General features: G+C 65.8%; 19 protein-coding genes and 3 pseudogenes. 16 read left to right on the top strand and 6 right to left on the bottom strand.

Annotated elements, in window-relative coordinates; all coding sequences use genetic code 11:
* On the top strand, positions 1-398 hold a 398-nt coding region (locus QX132_RS32605), incomplete at its 5' end, for a hypothetical protein (RefSeq protein ID WP_316163832.1).
* 53 nt (positions 399-451) lie between these two features.
* Here the strand turns inward: QX132_RS32605 and QX132_RS32600 are convergent.
* The 4 genes from QX132_RS32600 to QX132_RS32585 are packed head-to-tail and all read right to left on the bottom strand — an operon-like array spanning position 452 to position 4359.
* Positions 452-1402, bottom strand: coding sequence for an oligopeptide/dipeptide ABC transporter ATP-binding protein (locus tag QX132_RS32600; protein ID WP_315786664.1), 951 nt, complete (start codon positions 1400-1402; stop codon positions 452-454).
* Entirely contained in the window at positions 1380-2387 is a 1008-nt protein-coding gene (locus QX132_RS32595) for an ABC transporter ATP-binding protein (protein ID WP_315786661.1), read from the bottom strand. The genes QX132_RS32600 and QX132_RS32595 overlap by 23 nt, the downstream gene beginning before the upstream one ends.
* A 2-nt stretch (positions 2388-2389) precedes the next feature.
* A complete protein-coding gene (locus QX132_RS32590; protein WP_315786658.1) occupies positions 2390-3373 on the bottom strand; it encodes an ABC transporter permease in 984 nt (327 codons plus the stop codon).
* Entirely contained in the window at positions 3373-4359 is a 987-nt protein-coding gene (locus QX132_RS32585; RefSeq protein WP_316163831.1) for an ABC transporter permease, read from the bottom strand. Before QX132_RS32585 ends, QX132_RS32590 begins: the two co-directional genes overlap by 1 nt.
* Before the next feature lie 490 nt (positions 4360-4849).
* Between QX132_RS32585 and QX132_RS32580 the strand changes: the two genes are divergently transcribed.
* Positions 4850-6199, top strand: a complete 1350-nt coding sequence (locus QX132_RS32580; RefSeq protein ID WP_315777354.1) for an LLM class flavin-dependent oxidoreductase — start codon at positions 4850-4852, stop codon at positions 6197-6199.
* On the opposite strand, the gene QX132_RS32575 is transcribed toward QX132_RS32580, so the two are convergent.
* Complete coding sequence (locus tag QX132_RS32575; protein ID WP_316163830.1) at positions 6169-6864, bottom strand: glutathione S-transferase family protein; 696 nt, start codon at positions 6862-6864, stop codon at positions 6169-6171. The two genes, QX132_RS32580 and QX132_RS32575, sit on opposite strands and share 31 nt — an antisense overlap.
* Positions 6865-7199: 335 nt before the next feature.
* On the opposite strand from QX132_RS32575, the pseudogene QX132_RS32570 reads away from it, so the two are divergent.
* The 9 genes and pseudogenes from QX132_RS32570 to QX132_RS32530 form a co-directional block, all read left to right on the top strand.
* Positions 7200-7982: pseudogene (locus tag QX132_RS32570) on the top strand (MetQ/NlpA family ABC transporter substrate-binding protein).
* A 55-nt stretch (positions 7983-8037) separates the two neighbouring features.
* Positions 8038-9396 carry an LLM class flavin-dependent oxidoreductase gene (locus QX132_RS32565; RefSeq protein WP_315799053.1) on the top strand — a complete coding sequence of 453 codons (1359 nt, stop codon included), beginning with the start codon at positions 8038-8040 and terminating at the stop codon, positions 9394-9396.
* A 31-nt stretch (positions 9397-9427) separates the two neighbouring features.
* On the top strand, positions 9428-11056 hold the full coding sequence (locus QX132_RS32560) for a rhodanese-like domain-containing protein (RefSeq protein ID WP_316163829.1): 1629 nt from the start codon (positions 9428-9430) through the stop codon (positions 11054-11056).
* Positions 11057-11073: 17 nt separating this feature from the next.
* Positions 11074-11943, top strand: a complete 870-nt coding sequence (locus QX132_RS32555) for an ABC transporter permease (RefSeq protein ID WP_316163828.1) — start codon at positions 11074-11076, stop codon at positions 11941-11943.
* An 82-nt stretch (positions 11944-12025) separates the two neighbouring features.
* Positions 12026-12727, top strand: coding sequence for an ABC transporter ATP-binding protein (locus QX132_RS32550; protein ID WP_316163833.1), 702 nt, complete (start codon positions 12026-12028; stop codon positions 12725-12727).
* 19 nt (positions 12728-12746) lie between these two features.
* A complete protein-coding gene (locus tag QX132_RS32545; RefSeq protein WP_316163827.1) occupies positions 12747-13763 on the top strand; it encodes a hypothetical protein in 1017 nt (338 codons plus the stop codon).
* A gap of 21 nt (positions 13764-13784) precedes the next feature.
* On the top strand, positions 13785-15011 hold the full coding sequence (locus tag QX132_RS32540; RefSeq protein ID WP_316163826.1) for an acyl-CoA dehydrogenase family protein: 1227 nt from the start codon (positions 13785-13787) through the stop codon (positions 15009-15011).
* Positions 15012-15293: 282 nt separating this feature from the next.
* Positions 15294-15680 (top strand): annotated as a pseudogene (locus QX132_RS32535) (ABC transporter substrate-binding protein); the annotation flags it as partial.
* Positions 15673-15852 (top strand): annotated as a pseudogene (locus tag QX132_RS32530) (Lrp/AsnC ligand binding domain-containing protein); the annotation flags it as partial. The pseudogenes QX132_RS32535 and QX132_RS32530, both read left to right, overlap by 8 nt.
* A 65-nt stretch (positions 15853-15917) precedes the next feature.
* Here the strand turns inward: QX132_RS32530 and QX132_RS32525 are convergent.
* Positions 15918-17333 carry an LLM class flavin-dependent oxidoreductase gene (locus QX132_RS32525; protein ID WP_316163825.1) on the bottom strand — a complete coding sequence of 472 codons (1416 nt, stop codon included), beginning with the start codon at positions 17331-17333 and terminating at the stop codon, positions 15918-15920.
* A gap of 426 nt (positions 17334-17759) precedes the next feature.
* On the opposite strand from QX132_RS32525, the gene QX132_RS32520 reads away from it, so the two are divergent.
* The 5 genes from QX132_RS32520 to QX132_RS32500 all read left to right on the top strand — a co-directional run bounded on the left by QX132_RS32520 (position 17760) and on the right by QX132_RS32500 (position 22208).
* The gene (locus tag QX132_RS32520; protein ID WP_316163824.1) at positions 17760-18566 is read left to right on the top strand and encodes a MetQ/NlpA family ABC transporter substrate-binding protein; all 807 of its coding nucleotides are present in this window, start codon (positions 17760-17762) and stop codon (positions 18564-18566) included.
* A gap of 88 nt (positions 18567-18654) precedes the next feature.
* Positions 18655-19737, top strand: a complete 1083-nt coding sequence (locus tag QX132_RS32515) for an ABC transporter substrate-binding protein (RefSeq protein WP_316163823.1) — start codon at positions 18655-18657, stop codon at positions 19735-19737.
* Positions 19734-20579, top strand: coding sequence for an ABC transporter ATP-binding protein (locus QX132_RS32510; protein ID WP_316163822.1), 846 nt, complete (start codon positions 19734-19736; stop codon positions 20577-20579). Before QX132_RS32515 ends, QX132_RS32510 begins: the two co-directional genes overlap by 4 nt.
* Complete coding sequence (locus QX132_RS32505) at positions 20576-21436, top strand: ABC transporter permease (RefSeq protein WP_316163821.1); 861 nt, start codon at positions 20576-20578, stop codon at positions 21434-21436. Before QX132_RS32510 ends, QX132_RS32505 begins: the two co-directional genes overlap by 4 nt.
* Complete coding sequence (locus QX132_RS32500) at positions 21426-22208, top strand: ABC transporter permease (protein WP_316163820.1); 783 nt, start codon at positions 21426-21428, stop codon at positions 22206-22208. Before QX132_RS32505 ends, QX132_RS32500 begins: the two co-directional genes overlap by 11 nt.
* Positions 22209-22338: the final 130 nt, after the last annotated feature.

Raw genomic sequence — 22338 nt, 5'->3', positions numbered from 1 at the left:
GTTCTGCCGCGTGCTTTTTTGCTGCACGCGGACCGCGGGTATCAGTCGATACCCGGTCTTCCCTGCGCCTCTTCTTCTCAAGGAGAGGTTCACTCAGACAAAACTTGGGCGGAGATCGCCGCGAGATCGCGAAGCCATGCCTGCTGTTTGAAGCGTGGAGAAAGGTTGCCGCACGATGTCGTTGCACAGGGCATCAGAACTTCGCCGATGTACTGGTCGATGTTCGCTTAGAAGGCACTGTTCATTTCGCCCACTGTCATTCCGGGGCAAGGCCGCAGGCCTTGAACCCGGAATCTCGAGATTGTCTTGCGTTCATGTCCAACAAGCTTGAGATTCCGGGTTCAATCGCCAACGCGCCGCCGCTTCGCGGCTTTGCACTGGCGATTGCCCCGGAATGACGGCGAGGACCGCGGCGGATCTGCTCCTTGTGACGGAGTACGAGCAGAGTCAGTCAGGAGTGCAGTGCCGGCTCCGCATGATGGCAGGCGACGTGATGTCCGGCTGCGGCGGCGCGCAGCGCCGGGTCCTGCGTCCGGCAGATCTCGGTCGCGATCGGACAGCGCGGCTGGAAGCGGCAGCCGCCACCGACACTGCACGGATCGGGCAGGTCGCCCGGCAGCGGCGCGGCGTAGCGGCGGCGCGTCGGGTCGGGCACCGCGTCGATCAGCGCCTTGGTGTAGGGATGCAGCGGCCGGTGCCAGATCTGCGCATGGCTGCCGCTCTCGACGATGCGGCCGAGATACATCACCAGCACGCGGTCGGAGAGATAGCGGACGACGGACAGGTCGTGCGAGATGAAGAGCAGCGACAGATTGAGGCTTTGCTTCAGCTCGGCGAGCAGATTGAGGATCTGCGCCTGCACCGAGAGATCGAGCGCCGACACCGGCTCGTCGCAGATGATGAGGTCCGGTCCCAGGATCAGCGCGCGGGCGATGCCGATGCGCTGGCGCTGGCCGCCGGAGAATTCGTGCGGATAGCGGCCGGCGCTGTCCGGCGGCAGGCCGACGCGCGCCAGGATGTCGTCGACGCGGCGCTGCCGCTCGGCGCGCGTTGTGATACCGTGGACCGCGAGCGGCGCACTCAGGATCTCGCCGATGGTCTGGCGCGGATTGAGCGAGGCGAACGGATCCTGGAACACCATCTGCATCCGCTTACGCCGGCTGCGCAGCGCCCGTTCCGGCAGCGACGTGAGGTCCTCGCCGTCGAACAGGATGCGGCCGCCCGACGGCTCGACCAGCCGCAGGATCGTCTTGCCCAAAGTGGACTTGCCGCAGCCGGATTCGCCGACCAGGCCGATGGTCTCGCCGCGCGCGATCTCCAGCGACACGCCGTCGACGGCATGCACGGCGCTGCGGCCTGACGTGTAGGTGGTGGTGAGGTCAGAGACGGACAGCAGCGTCATGAAGCGATGGTCCTGTTGCAATCGGCGGCGTCACGGCATGGCAGGCGACGCTGCGGCCGAAGCCGGCCAGTTGCTGATCCGGGAAGGCAGTGCGGCAGACGTCGCGGCGCGACGGGCAGCGCGGCACGAACGGGCAGCCTTTTTCCAGCACCGCGGAGCTGATGCTGCCGGGAATTTCCGACAGCCGGCTGTTGCGATAATGCAGGTCGTCGTGCAGGCGCGGCGAGGCTGCGAGCAGCCCTTGGGTGTAGGGATGCAAGGGATCGTTGAACAGCGGCTCGGGCCGTGCCTCCTCGACCTTGCGTCCCGCATACATCACGACGACGCGGTCTGCCCATTGGCCGACGACGCCGAGATCATGGGTGATCAGCAGCAGCGCCAGCGACAATTCGCGCCTGAGACGGTCGAGCAGCTCCAGCACCTGCGCCTGGATGGTGACGTCGAGCGCGGTGGTCGGCTCGTCCGCGATCAGGAGCTTTGGCCGGCAGGCCACTGCGATCGCGATCATCACGCGCTGGCGCATGCCGCCGGAGAGCCGGTGCGGATAGTCGTCGAGGCAGCGGTCGGGATCGGGAATGCGGACGAGATCGAGCAGGTCGCGCGCCTCGCGCCGCGCCTGGGCGCGCGTCAGCCCGCGATGCAGCCGCAGTACCTCGACGATCTGGCGCCCGATCGTGAGCACCGGATTGAGCGAGGTCATCGGTTCCTGGAAGATCATCGCGATGTCGCGGCCGCGGCGCTCGCGCATCGCGGGCTCCGGCACGGTGACGAGATCCTCGCCGGCGAAGCGGATCGATCCGTCAGTGATGCGCGCCGTCTTCGGCAGCAGCCGCATCAGGGCGAGCGCGGTCAGCGACTTGCCCGAGCCGGATTCGCCGACGATCGCAAGCGTCTCCGCCTCGGCGACCTCAAAGCTGAGGTCCTTGACCGGCGTCGCGTTGGGAAAGCGGATTGTCAGCCCTTCGGTGTCCAGCAGGGTGGCCATGGTCAGCGCTTCACGCTGGTGCGCGGATTGAGCACGTCGGTCAGGCCATCGCCGATCAGGTTCAGCGACAGCACGGTCAGGACGATCACCACGCCGGGCAGGGCGGTCAGATACCAGGCGGTGCGGATCAGCTCGCGCCCGGAGCCGATCATGCTGCCCCAGCTGACGACGTTGGGATCGCCGAGACCGAGGAACGACAGCGCGGCCTCCATCAGGATCGCGGTCGCGACCATGACGGACGCCGTGACGATGATCGCCGGCAGGGCGTTCGGCAGGATCTCGCGGATCACGATGCGGCCATGGCCGAAGCCGAGGCTGCGCGCGGCCATCACGAAATCCTTCTCGCGCAGCACGCGGAATTCGGCCCGCACGAGACGCGCGATGGTCGGCCAGGTGACGAGACCGATCGCCCAGGTCACGGTCAGGATCGACGGCTGCGCGATCGCGACCAGCACGACCAGCAGGATGAAGCTCGGCACGGTCTGGAACAGCTCGATCACGCGGACCAGCACATCGTCGATCCAGCCGCCGCGATACCCTGCGGTGGCGCCGACCAGGATCCCGACGCTGACGCCGATCGAGGTGGCGACGACGCCGATCAGCAGTGACACCCGCGCGCCATGGAACAGGCCGGCGGCGACGTCGCGGCCGAGCGAGTCGGTGCCGAACGGAAACGCCGTGGTCTGGCCGGGCCACAGCAGCGGCCGCGCCACCATCGACAGGGGATCGCCAGGATACAGCCAGGGCGCCAGCGCTGCGGCAATGATGATCAGCGACAGCAGCGCGCCGCCCGCTGCCACCGACGGATTGCGCACCAGACGGAGCACGGTCAGGCGGCGAACATTGTGGCTGGTCGCACTGATCACATGGGTGTCGGCGGCGTGCAGGTTGGGCCAGGACAACGGGCTGACTTCGGCCGAGACGGCAATCGGCGGCGTGTCGGCTTCCGGCTGAAGAAGGGTCGTGCGCGTGTTGATCTGGAGCATCAGCGGGTCTCGATACGTGGGTCAAGCCAGGCCTGCACGAGATCGACCGTCACATTGGCGATGATCACGAGCAGGGACGACAGCAGGAGAATGCCGAGCAGCACGCTGAAATCGCGGCTCATGACCGCCTCGAAGGCGAGGCGGCCGAGCCCGGGCCAGCTGTAGACCGTCTCGACGACGACGGCGCCGCCGAGCAGACCGCCGAGATGCATGCCGGCCACCGTCGTCACCGGCAGCAGCGCGTTGCGCAGCACGTGGCCGAAGGTGATCGCGAACGGCGACAGGCCCTTGGCCGCGGCAGTCCGCACATAGTCCTGGGTCTGCGCATCGAGCATCGCCGCGCGCGTCAGGCGCGAATAGATCGCGATGTAGAACAGCGCGAGCGACAGCGCGGGGAGCACCATGTAGCGCGCCCGATCGATGACGGCCTCGAAGCCGCTGATGTTGGCGCCGATCGTGCCGGAGCCGCCGCTCGGCAGCCAGCCGAGCTTGACCGAGAACAGGAGGATCAGCATCAGCCCGATCCAGAAGCCGGGGATCGAGTAGAACAGCGTGATCCCGACCGAGATCAGCCGATCCGGCCAGCGCCCGGCGTAGGTCGCCATCACGGTGCCGAGCGCGATGCCGCCGGCGAGCGCGAGCGTGAGCGCGGTCAGCATCAGGATGACCGTGCCCGGCAGCCGCTGCGCGATGATGTCGGAGACCGGCAGATTGTAGCGCGGCGAGAAGCCGAGGCTGAAATGGGCGAGATTGTCGAGATAGGCGATCAGTTGGACCAGCACGGGCTGATCCAGCCCGAACCGGGCGCGCAGCGCTGCGACCGTCTCCATGGTCGCGGATCCCGACTCGCCGGCGAGCACGTCGGCGGCATCGCCCGGTGCAAGCTGTAGCAGCAGGAAGTTGAGGATGACGATGCCGACGACGGTCGGCACCGCCTGCAACGTCGTGCGTCGCAGCACCTTGGCAAGACGGGTCACGTTCGACATGCCGTCCCTCGGACAATCTCGTGCATTCGCATTATTTCGTTCACCCCCACGCCAGCGCTTGAGTGTCGAGAGTGAATGACGCTCCATCTGATTTTTGAGCACGACGCGATCCGCTTGAGGCGCCGATAGGTGGTGATCGGTCCGAGAAGGGCTACGATATCGCGGTGCTCAACGATCATCACTTCACGTCGTCTGACAATCGGTTGCACGAGTAATCCATCGAACATCTGCCAAATCAATCCACTTTGGAGCTTAGATCGATAATGAAAAGATTACGGCTGTAAAAACTGGCTACAGCGAACGTGTTCACGCGTGCGCTTCACCAACAAAAAAAGCAAATTCTCTGAAGCCCGTGCGTATCATGGCGCATCTGACGTTCCAGTTGCCAGGCGATGCGCGGCGCAAAGAGCCTGAATGGCAGCTCCGCCGATCTCTGTGATCAATTCCTCAACCTGAACTGACCATTTCAACCTCGTCTCGGAGACTCCGGATGGCTCGCCGCAAAGACAAGCTTTCGCTCGGTGCATTTCTTCTGTTCACGGGCCATCACGTCGCGGCGTGGCGCTCCAAGGATGCCTCCGACAGCCAGACGCTGCAGGACTTCGTGCAATTCGCCAGGCTTGCCGAGGACGCCAAGTTCGACGCGGTGTTCTTGGCCGATCAGGTCGGCGTCAAGATCGACCGGCTCAATGCTGCGAGCCGCAAGGCGCATACTGGCGTGTATCCGTTCGAGCCGCTGACCCTGCTGTCGGCGCTGTCGTCGGTGACGTCGCGGATCGGTCTCGTGGCGACGGTGTCGACCAGCTACAACGAGCCGTTCAACGTGGCCCGGCAGTTCGCCTCGCTCGACCGGCTGAGCGGTGGGCGGGCTGGGTGGAATCTCGTGACCTCGACGGATGCCTCGGCCGCGCTGAACTTCAATCATGACGGCCTCATCCCGCATGCGGATCGCTATGCGCGCGCCGAGGAGTTCGCCGATGTCGTCGACGGGCTCTGGGACAGCTGGGACGACGACGCCTTCCTGCGCGACCGCGCCGACGGCGTCTATTTCGACGCAGCCAAGCTGCATGTTCTCGATCACCGCGGTCGGCATTTCAAGGTGAGGGGACCGCTCAACATTCCGCCGTCGCCGCAGGGCCGGCCGGTCGTCGTACAGGCCGGGTCGAGCGAGCCCGGCAAGGCGCTGGCGGCGCGGACGGCGGAAGCGATCTTCACCGCGCAGCAGACGCTCGCCGATGCCGTCGCGTTCTATGCCGACGTCAAGGGCCGGCTGGCCAAGTTCGGCCGCGAGCCCGACGACCTCAAGATTCTGCCGGGCGTGTTTCCGGTGGTCGGCGAGACCGAGAGCGAAGCCGAGGAAAAGTTCGACTATCTGCAATCGCTGATCTCGCCCGAGGTCGGCCTCGACCTGCTCGCGACCTTCCTCGGCACGACGGAGATCTTGAACGCCGATCCCAACGGGCCGGTGCCGGCCTTGAAGGAGACCGAGGGCGGCAAGAGCCGGCAGGCCCTGCTGGTCGACCTCGCGCGCCGCGAGGGCCTGTCGCTGCGCGACCTCTATCTGCGCATCGCTGGCGCCCGGGGGCATTGGCAGGTGGTGGGCACGCCGAGCCAGATCGCCGATCAGCTCGAGGAGCGCTTCGAGAATTACGGCGCCGACGGTTTCAACATCATGGCGCCGACCCTGCCGACGGGCCTCGAAGACTTCATTCGCTTGGTCGTGCCGGAGCTGCGCCGTCGTGGCCTGTTCCGCGAGGAGTATGAAGGCCGCACCCTGCGCGATCATCTCGGCCTGCGCCGGCCCCAGCGTCAGGTGCGTGCGGCTGTTGCGGCGGAGTAGCGGCTGGACAGATAGATCGGCCTCACGAAGGCTCGCAACTCATCATAGCATACCATGACGTGCTCGCGAAATGCGGGCCGCTGTGACAGTCGCTCGTAATAGGCATGGATGGAGGGATGAGGGCGGCGTTCGATGCCGATATCGAAATAGCAAAACAGGATGTGTCCGAACTGGATATCTGCCAGCGTGATCACATCGCCGCACAGGAAATCGCTCCGCGCCAGCCGGGCCTCTGCGATATCGAGCGCACGCGACAGATCTCCGATCGCGCGGCGCACCACAGGCCAGTCGATGTCTGATGGCGCGGTCCGTACTGTAGCGCCGAAGACCGGTCCGGTGAACGCGAGGGCGATGTTGAGTCTAGCCCACTCGGCCCACATGTCGATCTTGGCGCGATCTGCCGGGACGGCCGGCCAGATTGACGGGCTGCCGTACCGGGCGGCGAGATAGCGCAGGATCGCTCCCGTTTCCCAGATCGGCCGATCGTCCTCGTCGACCAGCACGGGGATCGTGCCATTGGGATTCATGGTCAGGAATTCCGGCGTGTCGGTTCCGCCGTAGCGATGGCCGACGTCATGTCGCCGATATGTGAGCCCGAGCTCGCCGATGCACCACATCAGCGCCTGGACATTCGAAGAGGTCTTCCGTCCCCAAACGGTGAGCATGAAAGGTGCCCCTGCAGCGCGCGGCGGTCCAGTCTCGCCCGAGTGCCCATCCTGCACCCAACCAGACGGCAGCTCAACGCATCAATCGTCACTGGATCGCTCTGCTTCTGAGAAGAGTCGAGAATGCGCTGGAATTTTTCACGTTGAGTATCCGCTTCGATCGCTCTCTTTAGGTGCGAACGGGCTGCAGAGAAAGAAGCACACCACGCTCTTCGTGCGCGAGAAACGATCCTTCCCTGGTCGCGGCCAACTTTGGTTGCGCGTTTCATTGTCAGCGCAGGCTTTCGTCTCCACTATCAGCGCCGTTCAATGCGATCTGTTGGAGACCAAGCGACATGAAACGTACGCTGCTTTCGATCCTCGCCGGACTTGTGCTGTTTGCTGTACCGGCGTTTGCCGATCAGAAGATCAAGGTCGGAATCTCCGGCGGCGATGCCGAGATTCTCTGGGCGAAGGTGAAGGAGATCGCAGCCAGGGACGGGCTCGACGTGTCCGTCGTCGTCTTCAACGACTATCTGCTGCCGAATGCGGCGCTCGACTCAGGCGATCTCGACGCCAATGCGTTCCAGCATCGGCCGTTCCTCGACAACCAGATCAAGACGCGCGGCTACAAGATCGTGCCGGTCGGCACTACGATCATCGCACCGATCGGGCTGTACTCGAAAAAGGTGAAATCGGTCGACGAGATTAAGCAGGGCGCTGCGATCGGGATTCCGAACGATCCCTCGAATGGCGGCCGGGCGCTGCTGCTGTTGCAGGCCGAGAGGCTGATCAAGGTCAAGGAGGGCGCCGGCCTGCTGCCGACTGTGCTCGACGTGGTCGACAATCCGCGCAAGCTGCAGTTCCGCGAGATCGATGCCGCGTAGCTGCCGCGCAGTCTCGGCGATCTCGATGCCGCGGTGGTCAACACCAACTACGCGGTGCCGGCCGGTCTCATTCCGGGCAAGGATTCGATCGCGATCGAATCGCCTGCCGAAAATCCCTACAGCAACTTCATTGCGGTGCGCGAGCGCGACAAGGATGCACCGTGGGTGCCGACGCTGGTCCGCGCCTTCCAGAACGACACCATCCGCCAGCTGATCAAGGACCGGCTGCCGGGACAGATTCCGGCGTTCTGATCGCGCGTCGAATGTAACGGTTGGGTCGGCCGCAGTCGATGTCGGGGAGGTGCGCATGGCGAGACAGCTTCATCTGAATCTCAACTTTCTCAACGCCGGCACGTTCGGCGCCGCCTGGCGCTGGCCGGCGTCCGATCCCACAGGCTTCTTCGACATCGACTATTGGGTCCGCACTGCGAAGCTCGCCGAGCGCGCGACGTTCGATGCGGTGTTCCTGGCGGATTTTCCGTCGCTGTCGGACAGTCCTGAATTCCGATCGTTCCAGTCGCTCGAGCCGAGCATCGTGCTCACCGCCATCGCCGCGGCGACCACGCATGTCGGGCTGATCGGCACCGCATCCTCGTCCTATAACGAGCCATATAACATCGCCCGCCGCTGGGCGTCGCTCGATCATGTCAGCCGCGGCCGCGCCGGCCTCAACGTCGTGACCACGGCTGATCCGGCCGCGGGACGCAATTTCGGTGCGGATGTGCGTCCGGCGCACGACGCGCGGTACGAAAGAGGTGCCGAGTTCACCGAGGTGGTCGGGGCACTCTGGGACAGCTGGGACGATGACGCCGTGCTGGGCGACAAGGCGGCCGGGCGGCTCACCGATCCATCGCGGATCCACGCGATCAATCATCGCGGCAAGCACTTTTCCGTCGCGGGACCGCTCAACGTGCCGCGCTCACCGCAGGGGCGGCCGATCGTGGTGCAGGCCGGCGGCTCCGACGCCGGGCGCGACCTCGCGGCGCGCTATGCGGACGCCGTCTTCTCCGTGGCGCTCACCCTCGATGAGGCCGAGGAGTACAGCAACGATCTGCGCGCGCGGACGGTCGCGCATGGCCGGCGCGCCTCTGATATCCTGATCTTCCCGGGACTCGTCACCGTGATCGGCGGCACCGAGGCCGAGGCGAGGCAGCGCGAGCAGGAACTGTGGGAGCTGTTGCCGTTCGAATATGGTCTGCGGCGGCTTGCAGGCACGCTCGGCGTTCCCCCTGAGAGTCTCGAACTCGACAAGCCGTTGCCACCCTTGCCGTTGGCGGCCGACGGCATCCAGACCTTCTTCAAGGGCGCTGTCGCGACGGCCCAGCGCGGCAATCTGACCGTGCGCCAGCTGATCCGCGCGCAGGGCGGCGGCACCAGCCATCGCATCGTGGTCGGCACGCCCGAGCAGATTGCTGACGGCATCGCAGACTGGTTCGCCACCGGCTTCGTCGACGGATTCAATGTCATGCCGGACGTGATCGCCTCCGGCTTCGATGCGTTTGCGGAGCAGGTGGTGCCGCTGCTGCGGCGCAAGGGCATCTTCCGCGAGCACTATGAGGGCGCGACGCTGCGCGACCATCTCGGGCTTGCTCGCCCCGTGCGTCGTGCCGCACCGGGCGAGACGCGCTTCGGCTCGCCGACCAATGTCGCGGCGCTGCGGCCGTAATCTCAGTCGTGGAAGGTCTGGAGACATTGCGATGAACGCACCACTCGTATCGATCGCGCCGTCGCGCTTTCCGAGCATCGATGTCGATGCCCTTGCGGCCCGCCTGCATGAGAATGCCGAGCTGGCGCTCGTCGATGTCCGGGAGGAGGGGGTGATTGCCGGAGACGGCCATATCATCTTCTCGGTCCCGCTGCCGCTGAGCCGGCTCGAGCACCGCGCCGGCAGCCTGCTCAAGCGACGAGGGGTGCCGATCGTCGTGACCGATAGCGGGCCAGGCGACCTCGCCGCGCGTGCGGCCGCGAAGCTCGCGGAGCTCGGCTTCGTGGACGTGTCGCTGCTGAGTGGCGGTGTGGCCGCCTGGGCCGCCTCGGGCCGCGAGGTCTATACCGGCTCCGGCGCCTATTCGAAGGCCTTCGGCGAATTCGTCGAGCACGCCTACGGTACGCCGCGCATTTCGGCTGAGGAGTTCAAGGGGCGTGTCGATGCCGGCGAGCGCATCGTCGTGCTCGACGGCCGTACGCTGCAGGAGTTCGAGAATTTCTCGCTGCCCGGGGCCCATGCGGTGCCCAATGCCGAGCTGCCGCTGCGCGCCCACGATCTGATCACATCGCCTGATGATCTCGTGGTCGTCAATTGCGCCGGCCGGACGCGGTCGATCATCGGCGCGCAGGCGCTGATCAATGCCGGCCTGCCCAATAAGGTGGTGGCGCTCGAGAACGGCACGATGGCCTGGCTGGCCAACGGCTGGAGCCTCGAGCACGGCCGGCAGGCGGAGCTCCAGCCGCCCAGCAATGCCGCATTGGCGCAGGCGAAGGCCGCGGTCGCGCAGCTGTCACACCGCTTCGCGCTGTCGTGGATCGACGAGGCGGCGCTGGATCGCTTCCGCAGCGAAGCTGAGCAGCGTTCGCTCTACGTCTACGATGTCCGCAGCAAGGCCGAGTTCGAGGCCGGCCATCTGCCTGACGCGCATTGGGCTGAGGGCGGCCAACTGGTCCAGGGCGTCGACCGCTGGGTCGGTGCGCGCAACGCCCGCATCGTCGTCGTCGACGACGAGGTGGGCGTGCGCGCCGCGATCACCGCGAGCTGGCTGGTGCAGCTCGGCTGGGGCGAGGTGCACGCGCTGGCGGTGTGGCAGACCGGTGAGGGACGGTTGGCCGGGCCGGATCGTCCGCCCTTGCTGCGCGCGCCGCCTTCGGTGGAGACGATCGCGCCTGCCGCGCTGAAGCACGAGCTCGACGCGGGCGCGGTCACCGTGATCGATCTCGACACCAGCCTCGCCTATGCGTCCGGCCACATTCCCGGCGCAAGATTCGCCGTCCGCGCCAGGCTCGATGTTTCGCGCGACATCGAGGGTGGTTCTGCAATCGTGCTGACGTCCGCCGATGGCATCCTTGCAGCCTTTGCCGCCGCGGAGCTTGCGCCGCGGACCGGACGATCCGTTCGTGTGCTGGCTGGCGGCACGCAGGCGTGGCGCGCGGCAGGCCTTCCGCTGGAGACGGGCGAGACCGCACTCATCCATGACGCCGACGACGTCTGGCGTTCCCCTTATCAGAAGTCCGGCGACAGGCTTGCCGCCTTCAAGGCCTATCTCGATTGGGAGATCGGCCTGCTGGCGCAAATCGAGCGTGATCCCGATCTGTCGTTCAAGGTCTTTCCATGAGTCTGGCGGGATCGCCCATGGCCGCCGTCGACGTCGCTGGCCACGAGCCGCGTGACGCTGCGGCGCGTGTGCATCTCGTCGATCTCGGTGCCGGTGATCCCGCGATCGGCAGACGCTCATGGATTGCGAGCGGCCGCGATGCACTCAGGGCGCTGGTGCCGGTCTCGCTCTTGGCGGTGTGGCAGGCGGTGTCCGGTTTCGGCATGGTCGAGCCCACCGTCTTGCCGTCGCCGCTGACGGTCCTCGAAGCATTCGCGGAGCTGATCACGACGGGTGAGCTGCAGGCGGCCATTCCGGCCTCGCTCCGCCGCGCGCTCAGCGGGCTGGCGCTGGGGGCTGGCACCGGTCTGGCGCTCGGCTTGTTCGCCGGACTCTGGCGGCTCGGCGAGGAGCTGTTCGATGCACCGCTGCAGATGCTGCGCACGATCCCGTTCATCGCGATGATTCCGCTCTTCATCATCTGGTTCGGCATCGGCGAGACCGCCAAGATCGCGCTGATCTATGGCGCGACGATCTTCCCCGTCTACCTCAACACCTATGCCGGCGTGCGCGGCGTCGATCCCAAGCTGATCGAGGCCGGCAAGGTGTTCGGCCTCGATCCGCGGCAGATCGCGCTGCGGGTAATCCTGCCGACCGCGTTGCCGTCGATCCTGGTCGGCATCCGTTTCTCCGCCGGTGTGTCGTTGCTGGCGCTGGTCGCCGCCGAGCAGATCAATGCCCGCTCCGGCATCGGCTACATCCTCAACAATGCCAACCAGAACCAGCGCACCGACGTGATCATCGCCGGCATCATCGTCTATGCGCTGCTCGGCATCGTGATCGATCTCGTGATGCGCTGGGTCGAACGCGTAGCGCTGCCATGGAGGGCCTCGCTTGTCTTTGCATGATCTGGCCAGCGTACGCTCGATCTCACCGGTCGCGTTCGAGACCGGGCAGGGCGCCGTCGACAACGACTTCGGTCCCGAGACCGTGCGGCTGCGCGGCGTTCGGCGCAGCTTCGCCGGCCGCGCCGTGCTCGACGGTATCGATCTTTCGGTGCGCAAGGGCGAGTTCGTTGCCCTGCTGGGGCCCTCCGGCACCGGCAAGACGACACTGCTGCGCATCCTTGCCGCGCTGGACCGCGCCGATGCGGGCGAGGTCGCGGTGGCAGCCTCGCGCTCCGTGGTGTTTCAGGAGCCGCGGCTGGTGCCGGCGTTGAAGGTCTGGCGCAACGTCGTCCTCGGTCATCCGCGCAATGCCGCGACCCGCACGCTTGCGGCGACCGCGCTCGCCGAGGTCGGTCTGGCAAGCCATGCCGATGCCTGGCCGCGCACGCTTTCCGGCGGCGAGGCGCAGCGCGTCGCGCTCGCACGGGCGCTGGTGCAGGAGCCAGACCTGCTGCTGCTCGACGAGCCGTTCGCCGCGCTCGATGCGCTGACCCGGATTCGCATGCAGGGCCTGGTGCATGAGCTGGTGCGGCGGCATTCCCCCGGCGTGGTGCTGGTGACGCACGACATCGACGAAGCGCTCGCCCTCGCCGATCGGGTCGTGGTCCTCAATGGCGGCCGCGTGCGCCTCGATGAACACATCGACACGCCGCGGCCGCGGGCGCGCACCGATCGTCATATCGAACTGCTGCGCCAGCGCTTGCTGGCCGAACTCGGCGTCGCGACCGACGCTGCGCCGATCTGAAACGCTCATGAGGATGATGATGAAGACAGCTCTCTCGACAGGTCTCCGCACATCGCTGGTTGCCGCGGCTGTGCTGGCGATCGGCTTCACGACCGCAGCCTTTGCCGAAGGCGCCAAGCCGGTGCTACTGGTCGGCTTCCAGGATCAGACGTTGCCGGAGACGGTCGCCGCGTCGAAAGTGCTCGAAGGCGCGCCCTACGAGGTGCAATGGGTCACCCTGACCGGCCCGGCGGCGCAGCTCTCCGCGCTGTATTCGAAGGCGATCGACATCGGGCACATGGGCGACACCTCGCTGATCATCGAGCAGGGCAAGGCCAAGGAGGAATGGACTGCCGCAACCGTCCCGCTGCAGATCGTGGCCGGCTGGCGCACCGCCGACAAGAAATATCCGCCGATCGTGACGGTGGCGCGGGCCGGCACCGGCGTCGAGACGCTGGCCGATGCGAAGGGGCATTCCTGGTCGCATAATTTCGGCGGCTATAACTATCTGCAATATGTGCTGTCGCTGGTGAAGGCCAGACTGACCGAGAAGGACATCGAGGCGGTCCGCCTTCAGGACACCACCACGAGCGCGGCCGCCTTCAACTCCGGCAAGGTCGACATCTTCTCCGGCTCGACACTCGGGGTTGTCGACGCCATCGAGGCCGGCAAGGCGAAGATTCTCGTCAACAGCGACGAGCTCGACATTCCCGCCCTCAACGTCTTCACCGCCCGCGGCGACGTGCTGCGTGATCCCGCGAAGAAGGCGCAGATCGCGGACTTCCTGACCCGGCTCGGGACCTACTGGGCCTGGTATCCGGATCACAAGGCGGAGATCGAAGCCATCTTCGTCGAGAAGCTGAAGCAGACGCCGCAGCGCGCGAAATTCGTCGCGGCTTTTCAGCAATCCTCGTTCGTGGCGTTCGACGATGCGCTTGTCGCGCGCGAGCAGCGTATCGCCGAGGTATTGCTGACGTCCGGCGTCATTCCGAAGGCCATCAATGTTGCCGTGGAGTTCAATCGCGACTTCAACGCGGCCGCGGTGGCGCAGCGCTGAGCCCGACAGAGGAGAACGAGCATGACGCAGATCGAACTCGGCTGGGGCAGTGTCCCCAGCGCGCGCTACGAGCAACTGGCCGAGCCGTTCCGGCCGCTGTTCCAGAAGATCCGGGCGAGCGCCGTGGAGCGGGATCTCGAGCGGAAGCTTCCCTATGACGAGATCAAGGCGTTAAGGGCGGCGGGCTTCACCGCGGTCCGTGTGCCCACGGAGTTCGGCGGCGGCGGTGCGACCTTGCCGGAGCTGTTCAACCTGCTGATCGAGCTGTCCGAGGGCGACTCCAACGTCACCAACGCGGTGCGCGCGCATTTCGGTTTCACCGAGGATGTCCTGAACTCGCGCAATTCGCAGCGCCGCGCGCTGTGGCTCGGCCGCCTCGCCGAAAAGACGTTCTTCGGCAACGGTCATACCGAGATCGGCGATGCCAGCCTGAGCGCCTTCTCGACCGTGGTCTCGAAGAAGGACGGGCGCGATGTCCTCAACGGCCGCAAATATTACACGACGGGCACGCTGTTCGCCGACTGGATCAATGTCGCCGCGCAGCTCGAGAATGGCGATCCGGTTGGCGTCGTGGTGTCGCGCCACGGCGGCGGCGTCGAAGTGCTGGACGATTGGAACGGGTTCGGCCAGGCGACCACCGCGAGCGGCACTGCGATCTTCACCGATGCGCCGATCGAGCTGGACCAGATCGTTCCGGTCAGCGAGCGCTTCAAATACTCCAATCCGTTCTACCAGCTGGTGCATCTCGCGACCTTGGCCGGCATCGGCCGCGCCGCGGCCGGCGACGTCGCCCGCCTGGTCCGCGAGCGTAAGCGCGTCTTCAGCCACGGCAATGCGCCGACTGTCTCGGCAGATCCGCAGATCCTGCAGATCGTCGGGCGCGTTCGCGGCAATGCCTATGCGGCCGGTCTGATCGTGCTCAAGGTCGCCGAGGCCCTGCAGCGCGCCTATGAGGCGCGCCTGACCGGGGACGACGAGCGTGCCGCCAGCGCCATCGCAATTGCGGAGATCGAGCTCGACCAGTCGGTCACCGTCGTCTCCGACCTGGTGCTGCAGGCGACCACCATCCTGTTCGACGCGCTCGGCGCCTCCTCGGCCGCGAAGCCGCTCGCGCTCGACCGCTACTGGCGCAACGCGCGGACCATCATCTCGCACAATCCGCGGGTCTATCGCGACCGCATCGTCGGCGACTTCGCCGTCAACGGCACGCCGCCGCCCGGCCAGTACCGGATCGGCACAGCGGGGTAGGGACCGCCTGCAATGGTCTCATCTCCCCGGCGCGAGCCTCATCGCCTATGCGCCGACGAGATGGAGTTCACATGCCCGGACAATCTCGGCGTCCGTCCCGGAGAAGGTCGAAGTGAGGAACATTCTCGTTCGATCCTTATCGGCGACTGCTTCATTCCATTTCAGCTTGCCAAATTGCCAGCAAACTTCGCGTTTCCTCGCATAAGTTGCGGGAAGATTCTTCGTTAGCAGCCGTCCGGCATAGCTCGGAACGATGCGGCTCACTAGTTCAGGAGATTGATCATGTCGGATGGTCTGCGAACCCCGGCTCCGTCCCGGCGTGCGTTTCTCGCAGGCACCGCGTCGCTGGCCGCGAGCGTGTCGCTTGGCGGCGGTGTCAGAGCCGCCGGTGCGCAAGGAACCGCACCCGTCACGGGTGGACGGATGATCTATCTTGAGCAGCAGGCGCATACCAACCCGTACCCCCCGGCCGGCGGCTTCTACCCCAATGGCGGCGTGCTCAATCAGATCACCGACAAGCTGACCTATCAGAATCCGAAGACGCTGAAGATCGAGCCTTGGCTGGCCGAGAGCTGGACCGTCAACGCGGAGCGGACGGACTATGTCTTCAAGCTGCGCAAGGGCGTGACCTTCTCCGACGGCGCGCCGCTCGATGCCGCAGCCGTCGCCGTTCTATCGCATGGCGGGCGACGTCGATTACATGCTGCGCGTGGTCGTTGCTGACATGCAGAGCTATGATCTGTTCTACAAGAAGCTCATCGGCTCCGTCGCCTTGAAGAATGTGACGTCGCGGTTCGCCATGGAAAAGATCAAGTCCGTCGTTGTCCGTTCCGCCGGTTGAAGCGACGTAGCGACCGATCGTGACAGCGATCGGAGGTGAGAGCGGCTCGTCGAGCTGATCCCCGGTCACTCCGCCGCGTCGGTCCTTTCCGGCGTGAGTTGCTGCAGGAGAGCAGGATCGCGATGGCGCGCGCCAGGATGCGTTGCATGCAGGAGAGGCCCGCGGCCGGGAAACAGCTTCTCCCGCAATGTCCCGTCGCGATAGGCGGTCTTGTAGACACCGCGCGACTGCAGCTCCGGTACCACCAGGTCGACGAAGGCTTCGAGGGATTCCGGCGCCACCAGGCGGAGCAGGTTGAAGCCGTCGACGTCGGTCTCGTCGGCCCAGGCGATCAGCTCGTCGGCGACGTCCTGCGGCGAGCCGACGACGAAGGGTGAGCGGGCACCGGCGCGGCTCAAGGCGGCGAGATCGCCGATGCGGACCGGCCGTTCGCTGCGCACGGTAAAATTCTCGACCATCGACTGGATGGCGTTGCTTTCGACATATCGGATCGGGTCGTCCGGATTGTAGGTCGAGAAATCGATGCCCGCCCAGCCTGAGAGCAGCGCAAGCTGTCCGGCCTGGTCGACATGCGCGGCGTAGTCCGCGAGCAGGTCGTTGGCCTCGGCCTGCGTCGGCGCCACGATGACGGTCGCGCCGGCGAACAGGCGGATGTCGTAGGGATCGCGGCCTGCGTCTTTCGCTGCCTCCCGGATCTCGCGCACCGCGCGCGCCAGCACCGGCCGGGTCTGACCGTTCAGGAAAATGGCCTCGGCATGGCGGGCGGCGAAGACGCGGCCGCGCTTCGACGTGCCCGCTTGGTAGAGCAGGGGCGTGCGCTGCGGCGAGGGCTCGGCGAGATGAATGCCGTCGACCTTGAAATGGGCGGCTTGATGCTGGACCCGATGCACCTTGGACGGATCGGTGAACAGGCCTGTGGCGCGATCACGATGAACCGCGCCGGGCTGCCAGCTGCCCTCCCAGAGCTTGTAGACCGCGGCAAGGAAATCCTCGGCCGCATCGTAGCGGTCGTCATGGGCGTGATTTTTCGGCAGGCCCATGCCGCGCGCGCCGCTGTCGAGATAGCCGGTGACGATGTTCCAGTCGATCCGGCCGCTGCTCAGATGATCGAGCGTCGAGAAGCGCCGTGCGAACTGATAGGGGTGCTCATAGGTGAGGTTGGCGGTGATGCCGAAGCCGAGATGCCGGGTGACGAGCGCCATCGCCGAGACCAGCAAGGTCGGCTCGGCATTGGGCAACTGGATCGCTTGCGCCAAGGCGGTGTCAGCGCTGTTGCCGTACACGTCGTAGACGCCGAACACATCGGCGAGGAAGATGCCGTCCAACAGGCCGCGTTCGGCCGTCCTGGCATAGTCGACCCAGTAGTCGAGCGTGTTGTAGTTGATGGACTGATCGCGCGGGTGTGACCACAGCCCGCCCCAATTGTGGCTCGGGGCCATCATGTTGAAGGCGTTGATCCTGAGCTCGCGCGATCTGGTCATCGTTCGACTTTCGAGAATCGTGATCGGAACTGAATCGTCCAGCGGATAGCGCTGGCGATCGGATTCGACGATAGCAGCTCGGCCGGAGCACGTTGTTTTCATTTGAGTAGCACGGCGGATCAATCGTTCTGTCGCGACATGTCGGAGCGATATCGTTTCACTGCCGTCTGTGACGATTCTAACGGGTCTTCCGGGCAGTTGCGCTGCCTCGCGCGCAACACGGCGCACCGGTCATCCTCCGGAGCAACTCTGAGCTGGACAACAAACGCATGCTTCGGCGGCGTGAACGGGAAAGAAACGAACCCCACGAGGCACGGCCACAGGACGTGCATCGTTTTTTCTCGCGGGCGCTCGACAGCGGCGGCGCCGCTGCACATCATTCTCAGCTCGATAGTGATGGACTATGAAAACAAGGATTTGATGTTGATGAAGATGCTGTTGCGCGTGATGCTGGTCATGGGCCTGGTGTCGGGCCTCTCCGTCGGTAGTCGCGCCGACGAGCCGTTGAAGATCTCGACCAGCGCCGGTCCGATCGGCCAGCTGGTCGGGTTTGCCGCCAAGCTTGCCAAGGAGAAGGGGCAGGACGTCAAGGTAGTCGAGCTGTCGGACTGGGTCGCGATCAACGAGGTCGTGAATTCGGGCGACGTCGACGCCAATCTGTTTCAGCACGCCACCTATCTCGGACTGCAGAACAAGCAGCGCGAATACAATCTGGTCCAGGTCGACAAGGTCGGCGTGATCGCGCCGGTCGGGCTGTTTTCCAGGAAGATCAAGAAGCTCGATGAGGTGAAGGACGGCGATTCCGTCGCCATTCCCAATGAGCCGCTCAATGGCGCGCGCGGGCTGATCCTGCTGGAGCGCGCCGGTCTGATCAAGCTGACGCCCGGCAAGGGCTTCTCGGTCTCCAAGTTCGACATCATCGAGAACCCAAAGAACCTGAAGATCGTCGAGTTCGATCCGGCGCAGACCTACCGCTCGCTCGATGACGTCACGCTGGGGCTGGTGAACATCACCTATCTGATCCCGGCTGGCGGCGATCCGAAATCGGCGCTGATCATCGACCGGACCATCGACGACGGCCTGGTGCTGCGCTTCACCGCGCGGGCGGACAAGAAGGACAATCCAAAGCTGAAGGCCTTCATCGAGGTCTTCAAGTCGCCGGAGGTCAAGCAGTTCATCGAGGAGAAGCTGCCGGCATTCATTCCGGCCGGCTTCGACAGCAAGGCGTCTTGAGCAAGATCAGTTGCTGCGTGTCGCGGGAGCGGGCTCCGCCGGCTCTCGCGGCGCACTGGCTGCGACCGGAAGAGGAACGAGAGACATGATGTCGACGCGCAAGCAACTCCCGATCGGGCTGTTGGCCGCGCTGACCTTTGGCCTGCTCGGCCAGGCCGCGGCCCTAGCCGAGCCGCTGACGGTGCGGATCGGCTTCGCCTCGGTCGGTGCCGACAACCGGCAGTTCTCCGGCGGCTCGTCCGTGGCGATCGCCCATTCCGAGCGGTATGTCGAGCAAGAGCTGCGCGACCTGCCGGACGTCAGGATCGAGTGGTCGTTCTTCAAGGGGGCGGGTCCCGCGGTCAACGAAGCCTTCGCCAACAATCAGCTCGATTTCGCCCTGCAGGGCGATCTGCCCCAGATCATCGGCCGTGCCAACGGGCTGAAGACGAAGATCCTGCTCGCCGCCGGCGCGCATGCTCCGATCTACCTCGCTGTCCCCAAGGACTCGCCGATCCGCAAGGTCGCCGATCTCAAGGGCCGAAAGGTGTCGATCTTCCGCGGCACCAACAACCATCTCGCCGCGGTGAAGGTGCTGGCGGGCTACGGCCTGCAGGAGAAGGACGTCCAGGTCATCAATATGGACACGGCGACGACCAACGCCGCCCTGACGTCGCGCGACATCGACGCCGCGTTCGGCAACTTCCCGCTCGCGAGCCTTGCCGAGAAGAACATCGCCAAGATCATCTACACGACCAAGGGTGACAACCCGGCCTATGAGCGGCATTCGACCTTGATCGGGCAGGAGGCCTTCATCGCGGCCCATCCCGACGTGACGCAGAAGATCGTCTCGGCGATCGTGCGCGCGGCGCGCTGGTCGTCGGACGAGGCCAACCGCGAGGCGTTCTTCGAGATCTCGGCGCGCTCCGGCTTCCCGGCGTCGGGCTATCGGTTCGACTTCAAGGACCAGGAGCTGAAATATCGCAACACGCCGATCATCGATGCCTCGATCATCGAGAGCTATCGCGTCCAGGCGCGGCAGGCCAAGGAGTTCGGCCTGCTCCGCCGCAACGTCGAGATCGACGGCTGGTTCGACCGCAGCTTCCTCGACAAGGCGCTGAAGGAGCAGGGGCTGGCCAGCTACTGGCAGGAGTTCGGCGCCGACGGCAAGCCGGTGGCAGCGGGTCAATGAGCCTCGCGGTTGAGCGGGCAGATCACGCTGAGACGCCGGCTGCAACCGCCCGCGGCCGGCTGGAGGTGCGCGGCGTCTCGAAGAGCTTCACCGTCAATGGCGCGCCGATCGCGGCCCTCGACGACGTCTCACTGACCGTCACGCCCGGAGAGTTCGTGGCGCTCCTGGGTCAGAGCGGCTGCGGCAAGTCCACCTTGCTGCGCCTGGTCGCCGGGCTCGATCGCGACTACAAGGGCAGCATCGTGCAGGATGGCGAACCCGTCACCGGCACGAGCCTGGAGCGCGGCATCGTGTTCCAGGAGCCGCGGCTGTTTCCCTGGGCCACGGTCCGCCAGAACATCGCGCTCGGTCTGAAGAATGCGCCAGTCAGCGAGGCCGAAAAGCGCGAGGCGGTGGCGGCGCATATCGCGCTGGTCGGCCTCGACGGCTTTGCCGAGGCCTATCCGCATCAGCTGTCGGGCGGGATGGCGCAGCGCGCAGCGATCGCGCGCGGTCTGGTCAACCGGCCGCGGCTGCTGCTGCTCGACGAGCCGTTCGGCGCGCTCGACGCGCTGACGCGGGCCCGGCTGCAGACCGAGCTGCAGCGCATCTGGGCGCATGAGAGGATCACCATGATCCTGGTGACCCACGACGTCGACGAAGCCGTGTTTCTCGGCGACCGCGTCGTCGTGCTCGCCCCACGCCCCGGCCGCATCTCGCGCATTTTCGATGTTCCGGCGGCCCGGCCACGCGCGCGCAGCGACGACGACTTGGTCCGGCTCCGCAACGACGTGCTGCGCACGCTCGAGCATGATGGCGCGACGGAGTCCAGCGCGAGCCAAGACGGCCGGAGTGATGCATGAGCGATGCAGTTCTCGAGACTGATCTGAGCCCGACGCGCGCGTTCGGCGCGCGGGGGTGGCGCGAATGGCCGGCCCATGCGCTGGTCTTGACTCTGGTCGCGCGCGCAAAGGCCGCGGCGTGGCTGCTGATCTTCCCCGCTGTCGCGCTACCGGTCTGGATCATCGGCAGCGAGCGCGGCTGGCTGGCCGAGCAGATCCTGCCGCGGCCGGCCGACGTGCTGCACACGCTCAACGAGATGCTCGCGAGTGGCGAACTGGCGCAGCATGCCGGCATCAGCCTGCTGCGTGTGCTCCTTGGCTTCGCGGTCGGCGCCGGGGCGGGGCTGGTGCTCGGCGCGGCGATGGGACTGTCGCGGCGGGTCGACGATCACGTCCGCCCGCTGTTCACCGCGATCGCGCAGGTTCCGGCCCTGGCCTGGATTCCCTTAGCAATGCTGCTGCTCGGCATCGGCGAGACCTTGAAGATCGTGGTCATCGCCAAGGCGGCGTTCGTGCCGGTCGCGATGAACACCAGCGCCGGGATCGCCAATGCGCCGCGCGCGCTGGTCGAGGTCGGCGAGACCTTCGGGTTCTCGCCGCTGCAGATGCTGCGCCATGTCGTGCTGCCCGGCGCGGTGCCGCCGATCTTCACCGGCCTGCGCTACGGGCTGACGCATGCCTGGATCGCGCTGGTCAGCGTCGAACTGCTCGCCTCGTCGGAAGGGCTCGGCTATCTCCTGGTCTGGGGCCGGCAGATGTTCTGGCTCGACACGGTGCTGGTGGCGATGATCGTGATCGGCGTGATCGGCTTCGCTAGCGACAAGCTGCTGGCGAGCGTCGAGGCGCGGCTGCAGCGGTGGCGCACCGATGGCGTCTGAGAACATCGCGGCGTCATCGGCCACGACCGTCTTGCAGCGCGGGCTCGTGCTGCCGCTGCTGCTGCTCGTCGCCTGGGAGGTCGGCAGCCATTCCGGCTTCGTCAATCCGCAATTCCTGCCGCCGCTTGAAAAGGTGGCTCGGGTCGCATGGCAGGAGGTCGCGAGCGGCGAGCTGCCGTACGCGCTGGCGGCGAGCCTGAAGCGAGATCTGCTCGGCTTTGCGCTCGGCGCCGACATCGGCATTCTCGTCGGCCTGTTGCTCGGCCTCTCCAGCATCGCCGACCGCATCTTCACGACCTGGTTCAACGGCCTCAAGCAGATCGCGCTGTTGGCCTGGATTCCGCTGATCTCGCTCTGGTTCGGCTTCGACGAGGCCGCCAAGATCGTATTCATCGCGCTGGCCGCCTCCATTCCCGTCATCCTCAACACCGTCGAGGGTGTCCGCTCCACCGCGGTCAAGCTCAGGGAGGTCGGCGAGGTCTTCCGGTTCAGCCGGCTACAGCTGGTGTGGTCGCTGTATCTGCCGGCGGCGACGCCATCGGTGCTGACGGGACTGCATCTCGGCCTGATCTATGCGTGGCTGGCGACCATCGGCGCCGAGTATTTCATGGCCGCCGGGCCCGGCATCGGCGGCCTGATCATTTCAGGGCGCGAGCGCTTCGAAATGGCGCTGGTGATGCTCGGTATCGTCGTCGTCGGCCTGGTCGGCTTCATCGTCGATCGCAGTGCCAGCGCGATCGAGCATTGGCTGGTGCGGTGGCGGAATGTCTGAGCAAGGGTGGAAGATCCAGCTCAGGATCGCGACAACCTGAGTGAAGGCGTGTGTTGTTCTAACTCAGGCACCGCGCGGCAATTGTCTCTTTCTTTGCAACTGACAAGTTTGAAAGCCAATTCTGCGGGCT

The sequence above is a fragment of the Bradyrhizobium sp. SZCCHNRI20481 genome, assembly GCF_032485055.1.
Taxonomy (GTDB): Bacteria; Pseudomonadota; Alphaproteobacteria; order Rhizobiales; family Xanthobacteraceae; genus Bradyrhizobium.
Note: the sequence above shows the minus strand (reverse complement) of the source record. Positions and strands in the feature narration are given on the sequence as shown.